This is a genomic window from Blautia sp. Marseille-P3201T, from assembly GCF_900120295.1.
GTDB lineage: Bacteria > Bacillota > Clostridia > Lachnospirales > Lachnospiraceae > Blautia.
The window spans coordinates 277,046-294,275 of the sequence record NZ_LT635470.1 but is presented as its reverse complement, the minus strand read 5'-3'; the positions used below and the strand labels follow the sequence as shown (position 1 = coordinate 294,275).

Annotated in this window: 17 protein-coding genes and 1 other annotated feature; of the genes, 2 read left to right on the top strand and 15 right to left on the bottom strand. The window is 37.7% G+C overall.

Translation table 11 applies throughout. The annotated features are described in order from the left end of the window. Positions 1-3 precede the first annotated feature (3 nt). Positions 4-912 (bottom strand): quinolinate synthase NadA, encoded by a 909-nt coding sequence (gene nadA, locus BQ7352_RS09715; RefSeq protein WP_072449029.1) that lies wholly within the window; start codon positions 910-912, stop codon positions 4-6. Positions 913-1,097: 185 nt separating this feature from the next. Here nadA and BQ7352_RS09710 point away from each other — a divergent pair, with 185 nt between their 5' ends. Both BQ7352_RS09710 and BQ7352_RS09705 read left to right on the top strand, forming a co-directional pair. Next, complete coding sequence (locus BQ7352_RS09710) at positions 1,098-2,459, top strand: MATE family efflux transporter (protein ID WP_072449028.1); 1,362 nt, start codon at positions 1,098-1,100, stop codon at positions 2,457-2,459. A gap of 135 nt (positions 2,460-2,594) precedes the next feature. After that, a complete protein-coding gene (locus tag BQ7352_RS09705; RefSeq protein ID WP_072449027.1) occupies positions 2,595-3,809 on the top strand; it encodes an ATP-binding protein in 1,215 nt (404 codons plus the stop codon). 108 nt (positions 3,810-3,917) lie between these two features. Here BQ7352_RS09705 and BQ7352_RS09700 read toward each other — a convergent pair whose 3' ends face one another. The 14 genes from BQ7352_RS09700 to BQ7352_RS09630 form a co-directional block, all read right to left on the bottom strand. Beyond that, a complete protein-coding gene (locus tag BQ7352_RS09700) occupies positions 3,918-4,679 on the bottom strand; it encodes a MerR family transcriptional regulator (protein ID WP_072449026.1) in 762 nt (253 codons plus the stop codon). A 77-nt stretch (positions 4,680-4,756) separates the two neighbouring features. Continuing rightward, entirely contained in the window at positions 4,757-4,996 is a 240-nt protein-coding gene (locus BQ7352_RS09695) for a kinase (RefSeq protein ID WP_072449025.1), read from the bottom strand. 20 nt (positions 4,997-5,016) lie between these two features. Next, the gene (locus BQ7352_RS09690) at positions 5,017-5,487 is read right to left on the bottom strand and encodes an LURP-one-related/scramblase family protein (protein WP_072449024.1); all 471 of its coding nucleotides are present in this window, start codon (positions 5,485-5,487) and stop codon (positions 5,017-5,019) included. An 18-nt stretch (positions 5,488-5,505) separates the two neighbouring features. Next, positions 5,506-7,773, bottom strand: a complete 2,268-nt coding sequence (locus BQ7352_RS09685; RefSeq protein WP_072449023.1) for an adenosylcobalamin-dependent ribonucleoside-diphosphate reductase — start codon at positions 7,771-7,773, stop codon at positions 5,506-5,508. Positions 7,774-7,844: 71 nt separating this feature from the next. Continuing rightward, entirely contained in the window at positions 7,845-8,618 is a 774-nt protein-coding gene (locus tag BQ7352_RS09680) for an ABC transporter ATP-binding protein (protein WP_072449022.1), read from the bottom strand. Next, positions 8,611-9,510 carry an ABC transporter permease gene (locus BQ7352_RS09675; RefSeq protein WP_072449021.1) on the bottom strand — a complete coding sequence of 300 codons (900 nt, stop codon included), beginning with the start codon at positions 9,508-9,510 and terminating at the stop codon, positions 8,611-8,613. The genes BQ7352_RS09680 and BQ7352_RS09675 overlap by 8 nt, the downstream gene beginning before the upstream one ends. An 18-nt stretch (positions 9,511-9,528) precedes the next feature. Next, the gene (locus BQ7352_RS09670) at positions 9,529-10,536 is read right to left on the bottom strand and encodes an ABC transporter substrate-binding protein (RefSeq protein ID WP_072449020.1); all 1,008 of its coding nucleotides are present in this window, start codon (positions 10,534-10,536) and stop codon (positions 9,529-9,531) included. Positions 10,537-10,649: 113 nt separating this feature from the next. Then, positions 10,650-10,898, bottom strand: a binding site (T-box leader). Positions 10,899-10,920: 22 nt separating this feature from the next. Continuing rightward, positions 10,921-12,273 carry an MATE family efflux transporter gene (locus BQ7352_RS09660; RefSeq protein WP_072449018.1) on the bottom strand — a complete coding sequence of 451 codons (1,353 nt, stop codon included), beginning with the start codon at positions 12,271-12,273 and terminating at the stop codon, positions 10,921-10,923. Positions 12,274-12,360: 87 nt separating this feature from the next. After that, on the bottom strand, positions 12,361-13,665 hold the full coding sequence (locus BQ7352_RS09655) for a DUF4153 domain-containing protein (protein ID WP_072449017.1): 1,305 nt from the start codon (positions 13,663-13,665) through the stop codon (positions 12,361-12,363). A gap of 27 nt (positions 13,666-13,692) precedes the next feature. Next, positions 13,693-13,908 carry a helix-turn-helix domain-containing protein gene (locus BQ7352_RS09650; protein ID WP_072449016.1) on the bottom strand — a complete coding sequence of 72 codons (216 nt, stop codon included), beginning with the start codon at positions 13,906-13,908 and terminating at the stop codon, positions 13,693-13,695. Between the two features lie 14 nt (positions 13,909-13,922). Then, positions 13,923-14,375 (bottom strand): DUF2975 domain-containing protein, encoded by a 453-nt coding sequence (locus BQ7352_RS09645; protein WP_072449015.1) that lies wholly within the window; start codon positions 14,373-14,375, stop codon positions 13,923-13,925. 100 nt (positions 14,376-14,475) lie between these two features. Beyond that, complete coding sequence (locus BQ7352_RS14855; protein WP_242948571.1) at positions 14,476-15,096, bottom strand: hypothetical protein; 621 nt, start codon at positions 15,094-15,096, stop codon at positions 14,476-14,478. Continuing rightward, complete coding sequence (locus tag BQ7352_RS09635) at positions 15,053-16,270, bottom strand: ABC transporter permease (protein ID WP_159430644.1); 1,218 nt, start codon at positions 16,268-16,270, stop codon at positions 15,053-15,055. Before BQ7352_RS09635 ends, BQ7352_RS14855 begins: the two co-directional genes overlap by 44 nt. 19 nt (positions 16,271-16,289) lie before the next feature. Beyond that, positions 16,290-17,177 (bottom strand): ABC transporter ATP-binding protein, encoded by an 888-nt coding sequence (locus tag BQ7352_RS09630; protein ID WP_072449013.1) that lies wholly within the window; start codon positions 17,175-17,177, stop codon positions 16,290-16,292. Between the last annotated feature and the right edge of the window lie 53 nt (positions 17,178-17,230).

Here is a 17,230-nt window from a genome sequence, read left to right as displayed (position 1 = left end):
CTCCTACTTTGCCAGCTCCAGCATTCTGTCCAATGCTTTTTGCGCTTTTTCTCTGGTGTCTTCTATAATTTTTACCTCATATTGTTCTTCTTTTATACAATCGCGCACCTTCTTGAGAGTAACCTTTTTCATGTCTGCACAGCACTGTCCCTGCATAACAGAATAAAAAGTTTTATCAGGACATTTTTTCATAAGTTCTGCAAAAACTCCCTCTTCTGTACCGATTAAAAATTCCTTTTCGGAAGACTTTTCTGCATAATTGATAATATCGGAAGTGCTTCCGATAAAGTCTGCCTCTGCCAGAATTCCCTCTGTACATTCCGGATGTGCCAGAAATTCAGCCTGTGGATATTTAGCTTTTGCCTGTCTTACAGTTTCCACTGTAATCTGTTTATGTACCGGACAATATCCATCATTTAAAATAATGTTTTTCTCCGGTACCTGTTTTGCCACATAGTTTCCCAGATTTTCATCTGGAATAAAGAAAATATTTTTATTTGGCAACGCTTTTACAATCTTCACCGCATTTGATGAGGTAACACATACATCAGAAACTGTCTTTAAAGCTGCCGTTGAATTAATGTAACATACTACTGCCAAATCTTCGTACTTTTCTCTCATTTCCTGCACTTTTTTCGCTGATGCCATGTGTGCCATTGCACAATCTGCATCTGCATCCGGCAATAATACTTTCTTTGTGGGATTTAAAATCTTTGCACTTTCCCCCATAAAAGAAACACCTGCAAAAACAATAATTTCTGCTTTCGTTTCCCTTGCTTTTTTCGCTAAATAATAAGAGTCACCTACAAAATCCGCAACTTCCTGAACATCTTTTGGAACGTAATAATGTGCTAAAATCACTGCATTTTTTTCTTTTTTAAGCTGTTCGATTTCCTCTTTCATGGCTTTCATTTTCTCTTTCCTCCTGCCAAGCATTTGACAGCTATTATACACCATGTTTTTACAAGTGACAAGACAGTTGTTAATTTTTATCTTTACAGTAGTTTCAGTCAGTAGATTTACTAAAATCCCTTGACTTCCTAGTGGTTTTATGAAGTATAATGTTAAAGATATACCAAAGAAAGAGGTTATGAAAAATGGGAAAAAATTTTACTACCGGAAGTGTGTTAAAAGGTATTCTCTTTTTTTCACTTCCATATCTTCTCTCTTATTTTCTGCAAACCCTTTATGGCATGGCAGATTTATTTATTATCGGACAGTTTGCAGATGTTTCCGCAACAACTGCCGTATCCATTGGCTCACAGGTCATGCATCTGCTGACTGTAATGATTGTGGGACTTGCAATGGGGTCTACGGTTTCCATTGGACAAGCTGTAGGCAGAAACGATAAAAAAAGCGTCTCTGAAAATATTGGAAATACCGTCGCTTTGTTTATGATAATTTCCCTTATTTTAACAGCTGTATTGCTTATTTTTGTAAATCCTGTTGTTTCTATAATGTCAACACCTCCGGAAGCCGTTTCCGGTACAGTTGACTATTTAACCATTTGCTTTATTGGAATTCCATTCATTACTGCATACAACATCATCAGTTCTATATTCCGCGGTATGGGCGACTCCAAGACCCCTATGTACTTTATTGCTGTTGCCTGCATCATAAACATTGGACTGGATTATCTGTTTATGGGAGTTTTTCAAATGGGGCCTTCCGGTGCGGCGTTAGGAACTGTTTTGTCACAGGCTTGCAGTGTTCTGATTTCTCTTATCATTATTTTTAAACGAAAAAATGAGATGGCCGTAAAAAAAGAGGATTTCAAGCCTAATCGGATTGTAATGAAAAAAATTCTGAATGTGGGAATTCCTATTGCATTGCAAGATGGGTTTATTCAAATTTCTTTTCTTATCATTACAATTATTGCCAATAGTCGTGGATTAAATGATGCTGCAGCTGTAGGTATTGTAGAAAAAATTATCAGTTTTCTGTTTTTAGTTCCTTTTTCCATGCTTTCCACAGTTTCTGCCTTGGGAGCACAAAATATCGGCGCAGGAAAGCAGGAACGGGCAAAGCAGACTCTTCGCTACGCAACTATAATCACAGTATGTTTTGGTCTTATTGTTGCCATTGTAATGCAATTTTTTGCCGAACCTGTGGTAGCCCTTTTCACAGATGAGGCAACATCAGACGGCGCAAAAACCATTCTTCTTGGAGAGCAGTATTTGCGAGGGTATGTATGGGATTGCATGTTTGCTGGAATTCATTTTAGCTTCAGTGGTTATTTCTGTGCCTGCGGAAAATCCATGCTTTCTTTTATACACAATATTCTGGCAATTTTGCTGGTGCGTGTTCCGGGCGTGTATTTGACATCCCTGCTTTTCCCTGAAACCTTGTTTCCTATGGGACTTGCTACTGCTGCCGGTTCTTTATTGTCTGCTGTGGTTTGCGTAATTTTCTTTAAAACAATTTTAAATCGCAATACCCCTGTTGCTTTAAAGAACTAATTATTTTATATCTGATGATTTCTGTTATTTTTTATATTTCTTCAGTTATAACTGAAGAAATATACTTTTGTTGATTGTTTATAAGTTATAAATATGTTATGCTATATGCAATACAAAAAAGGGGGACTATTTTTCATGATTAAACGAGAAATGTATATGAACCGTATTCGCCCATTTATGGGAACAGACTTGATAAAAGTTATGACCGGTATTCGCCGCTGCGGAAAGTCTGTTATGCTGGAACTCATTAAGCAAGAACTTGCTGCATCCGGCATCAATCCTGCTCAGTTTATTTCCATCAACTTTGAAGATATGAACTATACACATTTACAAACTGCAAAAGCGCTGCATGAAGAAATCACCAAAAGAGCCTCTCATATAAACGGCAAGATTTACCTTTTCTTTGATGAAATTCAGGAGGTAAAAGACTGGGAAAAATGTATAAATTCCTTTCGGGTTTCTCTGGATTGTGACATTTATATTACCGGTTCTAATGCCAAATTATTATCCGGTGAACTTGCCACTTATCTCGGAGGACGTTATGTAGAATTTGTTATTTACCCCTTCTCTTTTTCAGAATTTATGGAACTATATAAAACTATTTTTCCTGATACGTCCGCTCAAAAATGTTTTCAAAAATATCTTTTGTCCGGCGGTATGCCTTATCTTGCAAATATACATTATGCAGATGAGCCAACAAAACAATATCTTCACGACCTTTTTAACTCTGTACAGCTAAAAGATATTGTACAGCGAAATAAAATTCGAGATATTGATTTACTGGAACGCATTATTGCTTATGTAATGGCAAACGTAGGAAACACCTTTTCAGCAGCATCCTTAGCAAAATTTTTCAAAAGCGAACAGCGTACCGTTGCTCCTGAAACCATCTTAAATTATATCAAATACTGTTGCGATGCTTATTTGTTTTATCAGGTAAAACGAGAAGACTTACAAGGTAAACAAATCCTTGCATCCAACGAAAAATATTATATTGCCGACCACGGTATCCGAGAAGCTGTTTTTGGCGGTAATTTGAAAGAAATCAATCTTACTTTAGAAAACATTGTTTATCTGGAGCTTTTACGTCGTGGTTATAATGTCACAGTAGGAAAAACCGGCGATAAAGAAATTGATTTTGTCTGCCATAAACGAGATGAAAAATTATATGTTCAGGTTGCCTATCTGCTTGCCTCCGAGGAAACTGTTCAACGTGAATTCGGAGTATACGATACAATCCGAGACAATTTCCCGAAATATGTGGTTTCTTTAGATGAATTTGATATGAGCCACAATGGTATCAAGCATCGCAATATCCGTGATTTTCTCTTGACTGAAGAATGGAACTAAATATAATTAGATGCTGTCGCCTTAAACATTATCCAAAAATGTATAAATATTCCGGATATGCACTTAATGCGACAGCATCTTTCAAATTAATGCCGATACCTTATCCTTTTATCTTCCTGCCCAATAGTTCACAGCTTTTACAAGGAACTCACCACAGCCTTTTAAGTTCTTGTCATAGTATGCGAGAAATCTTTCGTCCTGTATATACATAGACGCAAGACCTTTATGTGCCTGAGCAGAATATTCCTTCCATGTATATCCCAGCCAGTCCTTATGTAAAAGCACAATTCTGTGTCCTGTTTCACTTTCAGGCAAATCTTTGTTTCTTACAGCTTCTTCCAGTTGACAGCAAACTTCCTTTCCCAGATTTTCAAATCTCTCGTAATCTGCCTCTGACAATCCCACAATTCTCTGATTTGCCTCATCAACAGCCTTTTCTCCGTATTTTTCTCTGGCTTCTTTCCCGTAAAGTCTTTCTTTCTCCTCTATCAGCTCTCGCTTAAAGCCCTCAAATTTCTCTTTATCACTCATACTTCTTTCTCCTTTCATGTCTGCAATGGTATTTTTTACAGTCTGAATTAAGGCAGAAATATGTTCTTCCTGTTCCATAAGAGCATTTAAGTGTTCCTCAAGCGCTTGTGCCGCATCAAATTGAGGGTTACTGACAATTTCTTTAATTACATCTAGCCCCAGATTTCTTTCCCGGTAAAATAAAATTTGCTGCAGCAGGTCCACCTGCTCCTGTTCATAGTAGCGGCAGCCCTGCTCATTTACTCTGTTGGGTTTTAACAGACCTCTTTCATCATAATAGCGAAGGGTTCTGGTACTTACCCCTGCGATATCTGCCAACTGCCTGATACTGTACTCCATATTTCTTCCTCCTTTTCTTTCTGTACAATTACCATAACAGTTTCCGCTGCGTCAATGTCAAGACTGTTTTTTATTTTTTAATTCCATGTCTGAACAATATCTACGATTTCCTGTTCATAATCTCCGAACAAGTCTTCATGTCTTCCCATGTTTTTCACATTGGTTTCTGCTCCCCATATATTATCATCCAAAAATTCCCATACATGGTAAGCGACTCCGCGATATTCGAAATCAATGCTTCCACATCCTTCTTCCTCAGAATAAGTAAAGGGAAATCCTTTTTCTTTTAACAGCCTTTGTAATTTTTCTAGTCTCATTTTCTACTTTCCCTTTCTTATCACTGTCTGGAACATTTTTCCGCATCAATAGCCAGAACCAGCATTAACACATATAATGCCTCTTCCGGTCTGTCAATTTCCATTACATAAGTGTCTGCCAGAGAAAAGACCTCCTTATTTACCAAAGCTACTGCTCTTCCGGTCTGATCCTGTATTTCATAGTCCCATTCTAATACATTTCCCTGTACACTCCAGCCATTAAAATCAATGGCAAATTTAGGCTTAAAAAAAGTAAATTCTTTCTGTACACACCCTAAATACTGCTCTCCTGCATAAAGCTCAAATTTAGGAAGGAAAGTCATTACTTTTTCTTTTACTGTACCAATATTCTGACCATATTGATCCATGATTTTCAGACAATGTCCCCATGCCAGTTCGCCTTTTACTGTGTAGACTTTTTCTCCCTGTTCATTATAAATATCATAGCTGTCAAGCCATGAAAAAATCCTTTGTTTAAATAAAAGCTTCATATATTCTCCCTTTATTTATCAGTGACATTTACTCCAGCCACAGCTTTTACAAATATTACATCCTTCTTCAAAAACAAGTGGCTCCCCACACTCCGGACAATACATTTTATCTGTTTCTTCTCTAACAGGAACTGCTTTTGGCTTCGGAATTTTTTTGCCTTTTTCTTCTTTTCCTTCCTTCTGACTTAATTCCTCCTGCATTTCCTTATACATATCCATTAAAGCATTTCCTACTGCCATTGGACAGCATGCGCCTTTACTTGTATCCTTTCTGGTTACTCTGCGGGCTGTATAAGAAGGACAGGAACCGCTGGAATTTAACTGATCCACAATGGTTTCAATATCAATTCCGCCTCTGGCGCTGATGGAAATCATTCTGGAAAGACCTACCATAAAGTTGTTGCATCCTCCGGTAGAACCCTTACTTAAATACGTTTCCAGAAGCGCTCCTGTATGCGGATCAAATAAAGCAATGCAGTGAAGACTTCCGCAGCCTGTAATCAGCTTTCTTTTCTTGCCTACCACATCGTCTGTAACAAGAATAATTTCTCCTCGTTTCAGTCCCTCTCCTGCTGTGATTTTCTTTGTTTCTTTTGTATTTAAAATTCCTACACGCTTACATCCGTCTCGGAAAATAGTAATTCCCTTTAATCCCTGCTCAAAAGCATATAAATAAAGATTTTCTGTTTCTTCTACTGTAAAACCGGAAGGTACATTTACTGTAGAACTGATGGATGCGTCAATATGTCTCTGCCAGATTGACTGCATATCTATTCTCTGATGATAGTCCAATGTCATAGCTGTTACAAAATAATCCGGCAATAATCTGTCATCTGAAATTCCATGTCCATCCATGAAGTCTTTAACAATCTTTGTATAAACCTTATAATATACATCTTCACCATGTAAGGACTCTGTTTTCCTCTCATAATAATTAGCATAAATCGGCTCAATTCCTCCGGAAATTCCCAACATCGTAGACAGTGTACCTGTAGGTGCAATGGTTAAAAGCTGAGAGTTTCGAAGTCCATATTTACGAACTAATTCTTTCGTTCCCTCTGTTGTATTTGCCAGAAAATATGGAGTTTCCATAATTTCCTCTACGTTGCATTTTGGAAATGTGCCCAACTCCTTGGCAAGCTTTGCAGAAGCCGCAATCGCAGTGTCTGCCATGGAAAAACCAATTCTGTCACACATGGCAACTGCATCTTCCTCTCCATAGGTAAGCCCTAACTTAATCAATGCATCTGCAAGGCCCATAATTCCCAGCCCGATCTGACGCCACTGACTGACACTTTCTCTCTGCTCCGGAAGAGGATGTAGAGGCAAACCTTCTTCCAATACTTCATTTAAAGCTTTTACAGATGCCTGTACGCATCGTTTAAATTCTTCAAAATCAAAATAGGCATCTTCTGTAAAAGGATTTTCTACAAAAGCAGAAAGGTTGATACTTCCTAAAAGGCAGCTTCCCCCTGCCGGCAAAGGTTCTTCAGCACAGGGATTTACACCGGCATAAGAAAATTCTTTTGTATTACTCAGTAAATTCCAACCGGTAATCCGATCCCAGAACAATGCGCCCGGTTCCGCATAATCCCAGTTAGTTTCTGTAATTCGATGGAACAGCTCTCTGGCATTTACCATACGTTCAATAACTTGTCCTGTCTCTTCTCTTGTGTAATGCAGACAATACTCTTCATTTTTCTTTACTGCTTCCATGAAATCTTCATGGATACGCACGGAAATATTCGCTGTATTTACTTTTTCCAAATCGGTTTTCAGCTCAATAAATTCTGGAACGTCAGGATGGGAGCAGTCAATGGAAATCATCAACGCTCCCCTTCTTCCGTTTTGTCCGATTAAAGAAGTCACAAGAGAATATAACTCCATAAAAGACACAGCTCCGCTGGTTTCTTTCGCCGCATTATTGATTTTCGCGCCTCTTGGACTGAGTTTGGAAATATCCACACCGCAGCCGCCTCCGTAGCTGTAAGTACGTGCCAGCTTTTTGGCACAGTCGAAAATACTCTCTATGTTATCTTCCGGCGGTTCTACTACATAACAGTTAGAATAAGTAACCTTTTTCCCCTGCTTATCCAGTCCTCGATTGGATAAAATTCTTCCTCCGAAAAGAAATTTTTTCTCTTTTATGTACTTTGCAATTTCTTCATTTCCGCCGCTGATACGTGTAACCCAGTTCTCAAAATCCTCTTCTTCATTCCGATACTTTTTATTCCAAATATCCATTCCAAGCTGATTTTCTCTGCCCAGCCATTCTTCAACATTCATCTTTTCACCCTCCACTATATTTAGTCAATATATATGATATTAACACGATATATAGTTTATTTCAAGGGTTGTTAATTTCCGCATTCTATGCTAATCTCATTAAACTTTTCCAAAATATCCTCAATTTTTATTTCTTTTTTCTCTTCTGCTGCCGCATCCATAACTGCATTTCCCTGATGCATCATGAGAAGTCTGTCCCCGTATTCTACGGCATAACGAAGATTATGCGTTACCATAATAGCTGTCAGATGTTTTTCTCTCACAATTTTCTCTGTTAATTCCATAATTAAATCTGCTGTCTTAGGATCTAAAGCTGCTGTATGTTCATCTAAAATCAGGAAATCAATAGGTGTCATGGTACTCATTAAAAGAGCCAATGCCTGTCTTTGTCCTCCTGAAAGAGCCCCTACTTTTGTATTCAGCTTATCTTCCAGTCCAAGCTGTAATTTAGACAGCTCTTCTTTATAAAAAGCAATGCGTTTCTTATCTGTTCCTCTTTTCAATCCAAAGGCTTTCCCCTTATTATCTGCCATTGCCATATTTTCCAGAATTGTCATAGAAGGACAGGTTCCCATAGCCGGATTTTGATACACACGTCCTATTTTTTCCAGACGTTTGTATTCTTTTTGCTTTGTAATGTCCTTTCCATCTACCAGTATATTTCCTTCATCTAATTCAATACTTCCACAAATAATGTTTAAAAGAGAAGTTTTTCCAGAACCATTACTGCCTACAATAGACACAAATTCCCCTTTTTCTATGGTCAGATTAAAATCTTCAAACAGGCACATTTCATGAACGGTTCCCGGATTATAATATTTATGAATATGTTTTAATTCAAGCATGGCTTTTCCCTCTCTTCTCTTTTTTATCAACAACCAGAATTAAGATTAATACACCTAAAAGGAACAATGCAGAAATCATTTTCATTGCCTGTGGCGGGAAATATAAAATAGCAATTCCCGTACACGCTTTATAAAGAATTGCTCCTAAAAATACAAAGGTAGTAACTTTAATAAAGGATATTTTTTTCAGCATTTTATAAAGGCTGGTTCCAACAATAACACTTGCAAGCCCCACGACAATAGCTCCTGTACCGGAAGAAATTTCAAACACACCCTGCTGCTGGCAGGAAATACAGCCGCTTAATGCAACCAGTCCATTGGCAATGGAAAGACCTAAAATTTTCACATTTCCCTTGTTTTTAGCAAGAGAAGTAACCAGATTTTCATTATCACCTACTGCTCTTAACAAGTATCCTGACTTTGTTTTCAGATATCCGTCCAGTGCAAATTTACTGATAAGAACAATCAGCAAAATAATCATCAAATTGCTGTATTTGGAAATTCCTCCGCTGAATATACCGGATAAAAACTCATTTTTAAAAATGGTTTCCTTAGAAAATAAAGGGACATTATTTGTTCCTGCTACCATTAAATTTACCGTATATAAAGCTGTCATCATAATAATCCCGGAAAGCAAATCCCGCACCTTACATTTTACATGAATAAGACCTGTACAAAGTCCGGCTGCTGCCCCTGCCAAAAATGCCACAGGCAATGTAAGATATGGGTTTACACCGGATTTTAAAAGCGCTGCTGTTACGGCTGCTCCCAATGGAAAGCTTCCGTCTACTGTTAAATCAGGAAAATCTAAAATTTTATAAGTAATATATACACCTAAAGCCAAAATGCCGTAAATCAATCCCTGCTCAATAATACTGATTGCAAAATCCATTTTTCTCCCCCTCTGTTCTTATCCTTCAATCTCTGTAAATACTTCTTCTGCTCTGTTTTTCAGTTCTTCCGGAAGTTCTATTTTTAAGTTTTCTGCTGCTTTTTCGTTGATGTAAAGACTGCTTCCTTCTAAAAGCTCGTAAGGCATTTCTTCTGCTTTTGCCTCACCTTTTAAGATTTTTGCCGCCATTTTTCCAGTTTCTTTACCAAGGTTGATATAGTCTAAACCTTCGGCTGCCAGACATCCCAGTTTTACCTGTTCGATTTCACTGCCGAAAACAGGAATACCTTTTTTATTTGCCTGCTCTAAAATTGTTGGCAGAACACTGACAACCGTATTGTCTGTAAGATTGGTAAGACAATCTACCTTTTCCAGCAATCCTGCTGCTGCCAAAGACACCTCGGAAGTATTGGTAACACCTGCTGTCTCTAAAGTAAATCCATATTCTTTGGCATATTTTTCATATTCTTTAATACTGTGAACAGAATTTGCTTCGCTGGTTGTATATAAAATACCGATTGTTTTTGCATCCGGAAGCATTTCACGTATCATCTTCAACTGTGCCTCTACGGGAAGCTGGTCGCTTGTTCCTGTTACTCTTCCCACCGGTGTTTTATCCTCACCTGCAAGCTCAGCTTCTTCCGGATTAGTCACTGCTGTATACACAACAGGAATTTCTGTGTTTGCTGCACTGTTATAAGCTGCCTGTGCGCTTGGTGTTGCAATGGCACAAATCAAATCTACCTTATCTGACACAAATTTATCTGAAATCTGTGCTGCTGTGGCAGTATCGGAATTGGCATTATCCAAATCAATCTCCAGATTTTTTCCCTCTTCAATGCCTTCTTCTTTTAATCCTTCCAAAAAACCTTCCCGACAGTTATCCAAAGAACCATGTTCTGCAAACTGAGAAATACCAATGTGATAAACACTTTCTTTACTCTCTTTATTTTCGCCTTTGCATCCGGTGAAAAGACCTGTTGTTAAAATTGCTCCTAAAATCATAACAAATACTTTTTTCTTCATAATTTTTTTCTCCTTTTCTTTGCTTTTCTTTTTACATTCCGATGTGCAAGGGCCTTTTATTGTGTAGGACGCAATTTCCTATACAATAAAAAAACGCCTCAAGTTAGAAACTAACTTGAGACGGTAATAAAATCCTTTATTATCGCGGTACCACTCAACTTGACATTGCCAAATGTCCACTCTACCATGTACTGACATACACGCCTGATTGATAACGGGTTCGGTTCCCGACAACGCCTACTCTTTTCATTTCGGGCTGCCCTCGAAAGTCCATTCAACTTCAAAGTCCATACGGCAATTCCACCACCTGCCGCTCTCTGTAATTTCGTTTCAAGCTTACTCCTCTTTCTCATCGGTTTTGCTTTTGTTGGTATCATTTTATGCTTAACTTTGTCTTTTGTCAACTATTTTTTGAAAATTTTTTCTGTCTGTTTTCTTTATTACAAACATTCCCACTGTCATGGTACATAATTCTGCCACCGGATATGCCAGCCAAATTCCTGTAACCCCCATAAAAACAGGTAGTACATACACAAAAATCAACACCAAAATACAGCCTCTTAAAAGACATAGCAGCAAGGAATATCCATTTTCTACCACAGACTGAAAATAACAGATATACACCATATTTACTGCTGTAAATAAAAATCCGATAAAGTAAATCCGCACTGCATCTCCTGACATGGAAAGGATTTCCTTATCAGGATTTAAGAAAATATAGGTAAAGAAATCAGGTGCAAAAATTCCAACCGCTACAATCACACCACAGACAATAATAGATGTAATCATCGTCAGTTTTCTTACAGAAAAAGTTCTTTCAAACTGACCTGCACCATGATTTATAGAAATAATAGGTTGGGATGCCTGATTAACACCTTTACATAATCCCATAACTACAATAGATGTATTACAGATAATTCCAAATACGGTAACCCCTAAGTTTCCCACATATTTTAAAAGCTGTAAATTAAACACAAAAATCGTAATTCCTGATGAAACTTCAATTAAAAAACTGGCCGTTCCGTTCACCATAATATCTTTAATATAGCTCAAACGAATACCGCGGAAATTAAATTTCAACTGATTTTTCTTTGTAAAGAAATGAATAAGTAAAATTCCTACGGTTAAATAAGACCCAATGACTGTTGCGATTGCAGCTCCTGCCATACCCATTTTCATTGGAAATACAAACACATAATCCAATACAATATTGGTAATTCCTCCGGCAATTACACCATTCATTGCCAGCTTCGGAGCGCCGTCATTTCTTACAAAAGTCTGTAAAAAAGCAGAGAGGAAATATGCTCCCATTCCCCATATAATGTAAGGAATATAGTCCATAATATAAGGCATGGTTTCCTCTGTTCCTCCTAAAATCCATGCAATATCCTCCATAAAAACTACACTTACCACAAGGAGCAAAAGCCATACAAGAATGTTTAAAAGAAAGGAAGCTGTAAAATACGCATCTGCCTTTTCTTTCTCTCCTCGTCCTCTGAAAATAGACATCAGAACAGAACCACCGACACCAAACAAAAGTCCTAATCCAAAGAACACATTATAAATGGGAAGTGCAATATTTAATGCTGCCATCGCTACACTTCCCAACCCTTTTCCGATAATAATGGTATCTGCCAGAACATAAATGGAAGTTACCATTGTGCCCATAATAGACGGGATTAAATAATGAAAAAATAACCCTTTTACCGGTTTTGTCATAAAATCCTTTGTTTCCATAAACACCTCACCTGTATAGTTTGTTTCTGTAAAAATATAGTATATACAAGTATAGAGTTTCTGGCAACCACTTTTTCTGTTGTTTTTCTAGTACAGTGAAAGCATCGCTTCCAAAGGCAATATACACAGCAAGGTAAAGAGAACCGCACCTGAAAAAACAGCCCGGCGAACCAATGGAATTTTCTTTTTCTGATGATAGATAATCATAGCAAGAACAAGAAACAGCCATATCATAAATACACTTGCCTGTATTCTCTTTATGGTAAAACCATAAACTGCAATATACATTCCCATCTTACTCATTGCCGTAATCAAAAGTAAAATTGTCACTGTGGAAAAAGCTACATTTATTACAGAAAGTACTTTGTTTTCTCTTGTTATGGTTCTTGTAAAAACATTCATAAAAAGGAGAAGAAGTACATTAAAAGCAGTAATTCCGCAGAGCTCAAAAAAGCCCTGTCTTGCATATTCCGCATAAGTAAAGCTCTCCGGTAAAATACCTGCACAGGCAGAAAAAAGATATTTTGCCTGAAAAGCGATAAACAAAACATAAGTAAATCCGATAATTCCGGCAAAGGTATAAATTGCCACATCCGGTATTATATGCAAACCTTCTCCTGATATTTCATGATGTTCTTTACAGAGGCCTTTTTCTATATTTCTCTGATAAATTCCCCCATAAACAGTGCCAAACATCAGAGAAGAAAGAATAAGCACAATAGGAATTTCTATACATAGCTGAAGGAAAAGTCCTCCATCAAAAATATTTCCCAAAGCTCTGCCAAGCATCTGAGAAAATCCTGCGTCTGCCTGGGATAAAACCGGCAAAATAATAACAAGTACCGGCAGAGAAATCCCAATCCCCAATAAAATCATAACTCCTGTTCTTTTCTGCGATTTACTGAACAGACTTTGCAGCAACACTCTGATTTGACATAAAAAATTAGAAAGCGGCAAAATTATCAGAGCATACCAGACATCAAGAAGTACCCACGAAGAGGTTTTGCCTTCCGAGACAAGAGCTTCTGTCATAACCAAAGTCCAATATGCTCCCACAACTCCCAGCATCCCCAACTGTGTCAGAGGCATGATTGAATAATACCCGTAAGGTATTCCAACTCCCAGCAAAATAATACTCCAAAATATCTTTTCACCATTTATATGAAAACCTTTCACAAAACAATACAGAGAAACTACTGCAATATAAAGAACAACAAAGCCTGATATATTAAAAAAAGAGTCATACTGTCCTGTTTTCCACAATACATATCCTAAAACCAAATAAGCTGCTGCAAAAATTTTATCCCATTTATCTACCTTCATTTCCTTAAAAAAGGGTTCACTTTCTAAAGGTAAGCCCATTTCTGTACTTACCTGATTTTTATCTTCCATTCTTCTTCCTCACTTTCTGAAAACTGTTTAGAATTCTTCCTCAGAAACATACTCCAGAATATCTCCCGGCTGGCACTCCAAGGTCTTACAAAGAGCTTCCAAAGTAGTAAAACGAACTGCTTTTGCCTTTCCGTTTTTTAACACAGATAAATTGGCAGGTGTAATGTCAATGGCTTTTGCCAAATCTCCTGCGCTGATTTTTCTCTTTGCCATAACTACATCAAGATTAACTACAATAGGCATTCTTATCACCCTTCCTATATGGTATAATCATTTTCTCTTTTAATTTCTTCTGCCTGTGCAAAAACATTCTTTATCACACGCAGTATCAAAGCCATAAACATGGCTGTCCCGCATAAAAACCAAAACGGAAAATAATAAAAACCGCTGGCTGCAAAAATCATTCCTGCTGCCACACAACACCAGGACAGCTGTCTTAAATATTCTGTATTTTCAGAGATGAACACCTCATTTGCACTGATGTTTTTCAACAAACCATTCATTTTGTAAAGTGCAATTCCAACGGGAACTGCTGTGGTATAATTTGTTACTAAAAAGTACGGCAGCCTTCCGTCTAAAAGAGGACTGCGAAGTTCCAAAAAACCTCGATACAGCCACGGAGCGCCAATGCACATTCCCACAAGAATGACTGCAAACAAATAAATACAAACTCTTGTAAATTTTAAGCTTTTATCCTTGTTCCAATTCATGTTTTACCTCCTGCAAAAAAGTTCTGTGATTTTTCTTTACCAAAGAATACCACAGAACTTTTTGTTTTTCAATATTTTTTTATCGTTTTTCGATAAATATTTATTTTCTTTTGGAGCGAATAGCTATTCCTGCAGCCAAAAGCACAACACCTGCCATTCCCAAAGTCCATTTCCACTCATATTTGCCAATACTCATGGAAAACAGATAAAATGTGCCTATCCTGTTAATGGGAATGGTAATATTCAACATATAATACAGAAGCGGTATCATATAGCCCACCACTACCTGATCCGTCAGTGCATAGAAAAAAACGCCCATTCCTCCTAAGAATACCATAGTTGCCAGCTCGCCCATATACAATTTTCCAAAAGCAAATTCACAATTTCCTGCTTTTAAAATACACATATAAACGCCTAAAAGTAACATTAAATAGAGCATCGCCTGTATAATCCGAATGCCATACAACTTTGCCATGGGCGTATACTTTGATGATAACAAATCTCTAATGTCTTTGTCTTGTTCCGGCAGGAAAACTGCCGGCAATAAAATCACACTGATAAGTGCCACATAATATTCCAAAACTTTTGCAGTTTCCGGCTCTGTAAGGTTTTCCATCCCCAGAAAAAGAGGGGAAACTATAAGAAGTAAACTACAAAGTAAAAATGGTATCCGTAGATTATGCTTTTGATTTTCTTTTGCTACCACGAAGTATCTTTCCATAAAAATCCCACGCTCCTTTTCTTTTCATACTGTAAACCCATACAGACAGTACAACGAAAAACAATGCCACTCCTGCATAAAAGGCTCTGTTTATAATAAATTCCTGATAATGGTCTGCAAACACCTGATAATCTAATACGCTGTTATGACGTATAACCAGATGGAAACCAAAATCTCCGGAAGTTAAAACATCTCCCTGCATAAATACACCGGTATACCACCATACTGCCTGCACGAGAACCGCAATGGCTGTATCTGTAAGCTCTGTCAAAAACATACCAAGTGCAGATACTACCATAATTTCCGGCAGCAGCCAGACAAATACAGAAGGTACAAATGCCAGATAATCAATGGCAATATCCATACCTTTTGTATAACCAATACATTGCATCAAAGTATAAAGGGCTGCAAAAATTACCGGTAAAAGCATGGTCACTACCATAGCGATATATCTGCTTAAGATTACGGTACCGGAAGAAACTTTACGAACATAAATCAGTTCCTGCATTTTTGCTCTTCTGTCTCGCATACATCTTGTAACAGCTACGAACACAGGCATAATTCCTAAAACAATACCCAGATAATCACTGAAGAGTCTTGCATATCCTCCTGTAAATTTATCCTTTTCTATGAGATTTTCATACTCTGCCACAGCATCTTCATAATCTGCCGGAACTTCTACACCCTGACTGAATTTACCCTCCTCATAAGAGGAACCCGCTCCTAAAATAACGCATACTTTTTTCATATTTTCCTTAAAAGTTTCATAAGAAACACCCTCTTTTACAGGAAGACGAAAATCAGGAGACATATAAGGCTGTGAAATTTCTTCTTCAAATTTTTCGATTGACATCCTTCTCTGTTCTTCTGTAAGTCCTGTCATTTCCTCCAGAATATTATCGATTTCCTGTGTTTCTTTTTCATCTAACTTCACATATTTGATAAAACCTGCCGGATACGTTCTCCAGCTATTTTCATAAAAGTCCTGTGCCAGTTCCCCTAACAAAACTTCCTGAATATCCTTTTCATCTTTTGAAAAAACAGTTCCATATACTCCGTTTTCTGTTTTTACAGGTTTCTTTGCATCAAACTCCGGACTTCCCATCTGCGTAAAGAAAAACAGCAACACACAAATTACATAAATCCAATAAATCAGACTTTTAAAAGTCTGCATACATTCCTTTTGCAATAGCTTAAAGAACATCCATCTCACCTGCCTTTTCTCCCATGAGATACATATAAGCGTCCTCCACTCCTGCCGTACATATTTCTGCTGCAAACGGCGGTCTCTCATCAGAAATAAATCTTACAGAAACGTTATTTCCCGTAGTAAGCATACCTGTCACACGATATTCCCTCTTTAATCGAGGCAGTTCCTTTTTGCTGACTTTTACTGTATAAACTTTGCCTTCTGCCAGAGAAAGGAAGTCCTCTACCGTACCTTTAAAAAGGATTTTTCCCCCATCCATAACTGCAATATTTTCGCAGGTAGCTTCAATATCTCCTACGATATGAGTAGATAAAATTACAATTCTTTCTTCTGCAATTTCACTTAAAAGATTTCGAAAACGTACTCGTTCCTCCGGGTCCAGACCGGCGGTAGGCTCATCTACAATCAGTACCTTTGGATTATGAAGAATTGCCTGTGCAATCCCCAGTCTTCTTCTCATTCCTCCTGACAAAGCCTTTACTTTCTTTCCTCTGTCATCCTGAAGATTTACACGTTTCAAAAGCTTAGGTATTCTTTTTCTTCTCTCCTCTTTTGACATACCGGACAAAACGCCCAGATAATCCATCGCCTCATACACCGTCATATTGGGATACATGGAAAAATCCTGTGGCAGATAGCCCACTATTTCTCTGATTTCTGCGGTTTCTTCCACAGGTATTCCGCAAATCGTAATACTTCCCTGCTGCTTTTTCAGAAGGGTTACAAGAGTTTTCATCAACGTGGTTTTCCCTGCTCCGTTTCTTCCCAAAAGTCCGAACATGCCCTGTGAAATCGTAAGATTTACATGGTCAAGCGCCTGTTTTTTTCCATAATTTTTACTCAGGTTTTTTATTTCAATTTCTAAACTCATAATTTCATCTCCCTTTTCTTTGATGTTCTTATCTTAAAAGAAAAAACTCTACA

Bases quoted from the DNA above. Each gene is read 5' to 3' on its own strand.
- nadA (WP_072449029.1), bottom strand. From the start codon at position 912: ATGAAAGCCATGAAAGAGGAAATCGAACAGCTTAAAAAAGAAAAAAAT.
- BQ7352_RS09710 (WP_072449028.1), top strand. From the start codon at position 1,098: ATGGGAAAAAATTTTACTACCGGAAGTGTGTTAAAAGGTATTCTCTTT.
- BQ7352_RS09705 (WP_072449027.1), top strand. From the start codon at position 2,595: ATGATTAAACGAGAAATGTATATGAACCGTATTCGCCCATTTATGGGA.
- BQ7352_RS09700 (WP_072449026.1), bottom strand. From the start codon at position 4,679: ATGGAGTACAGTATCAGGCAGTTGGCAGATATCGCAGGGGTAAGTACC.
- BQ7352_RS09695 (WP_072449025.1), bottom strand. From the start codon at position 4,996: ATGAGACTAGAAAAATTACAAAGGCTGTTAAAAGAAAAAGGATTTCCC.
- BQ7352_RS09690 (WP_072449024.1), bottom strand. From the start codon at position 5,487: ATGAAGCTTTTATTTAAACAAAGGATTTTTTCATGGCTTGACAGCTAT.
- BQ7352_RS09685 (WP_072449023.1), bottom strand. From the start codon at position 7,773: ATGAATGTTGAAGAATGGCTGGGCAGAGAAAATCAGCTTGGAATGGAT.
- BQ7352_RS09680 (WP_072449022.1), bottom strand. From the start codon at position 8,618: ATGCTTGAATTAAAACATATTCATAAATATTATAATCCGGGAACCGTT.
- BQ7352_RS09675 (WP_072449021.1), bottom strand. From the start codon at position 9,510: ATGGATTTTGCAATCAGTATTATTGAGCAGGGATTGATTTACGGCATT.
- BQ7352_RS09670 (WP_072449020.1), bottom strand. From the start codon at position 10,536: ATGAAGAAAAAAGTATTTGTTATGATTTTAGGAGCAATTTTAACAACA.
- BQ7352_RS09660 (WP_072449018.1), bottom strand. From the start codon at position 12,273: ATGGAAACAAAGGATTTTATGACAAAACCGGTAAAAGGGTTATTTTTT.
- BQ7352_RS09655 (WP_072449017.1), bottom strand. From the start codon at position 13,665: ATGGAAGATAAAAATCAGGTAAGTACAGAAATGGGCTTACCTTTAGAA.
- BQ7352_RS09650 (WP_072449016.1), bottom strand. From the start codon at position 13,908: ATGCCTATTGTAGTTAATCTTGATGTAGTTATGGCAAAGAGAAAAATC.
- BQ7352_RS09645 (WP_072449015.1), bottom strand. From the start codon at position 14,375: ATGAATTGGAACAAGGATAAAAGCTTAAAATTTACAAGAGTTTGTATT.
- BQ7352_RS14855 (WP_242948571.1), bottom strand. From the start codon at position 15,096: ATGGAAAGATACTTCGTGGTAGCAAAAGAAAATCAAAAGCATAATCTA.
- BQ7352_RS09635 (WP_159430644.1), bottom strand. From the start codon at position 16,270: ATGCAGACTTTTAAAAGTCTGATTTATTGGATTTATGTAATTTGTGTG.
- BQ7352_RS09630 (WP_072449013.1), bottom strand. From the start codon at position 17,177: ATGAGTTTAGAAATTGAAATAAAAAACCTGAGTAAAAATTATGGAAAA.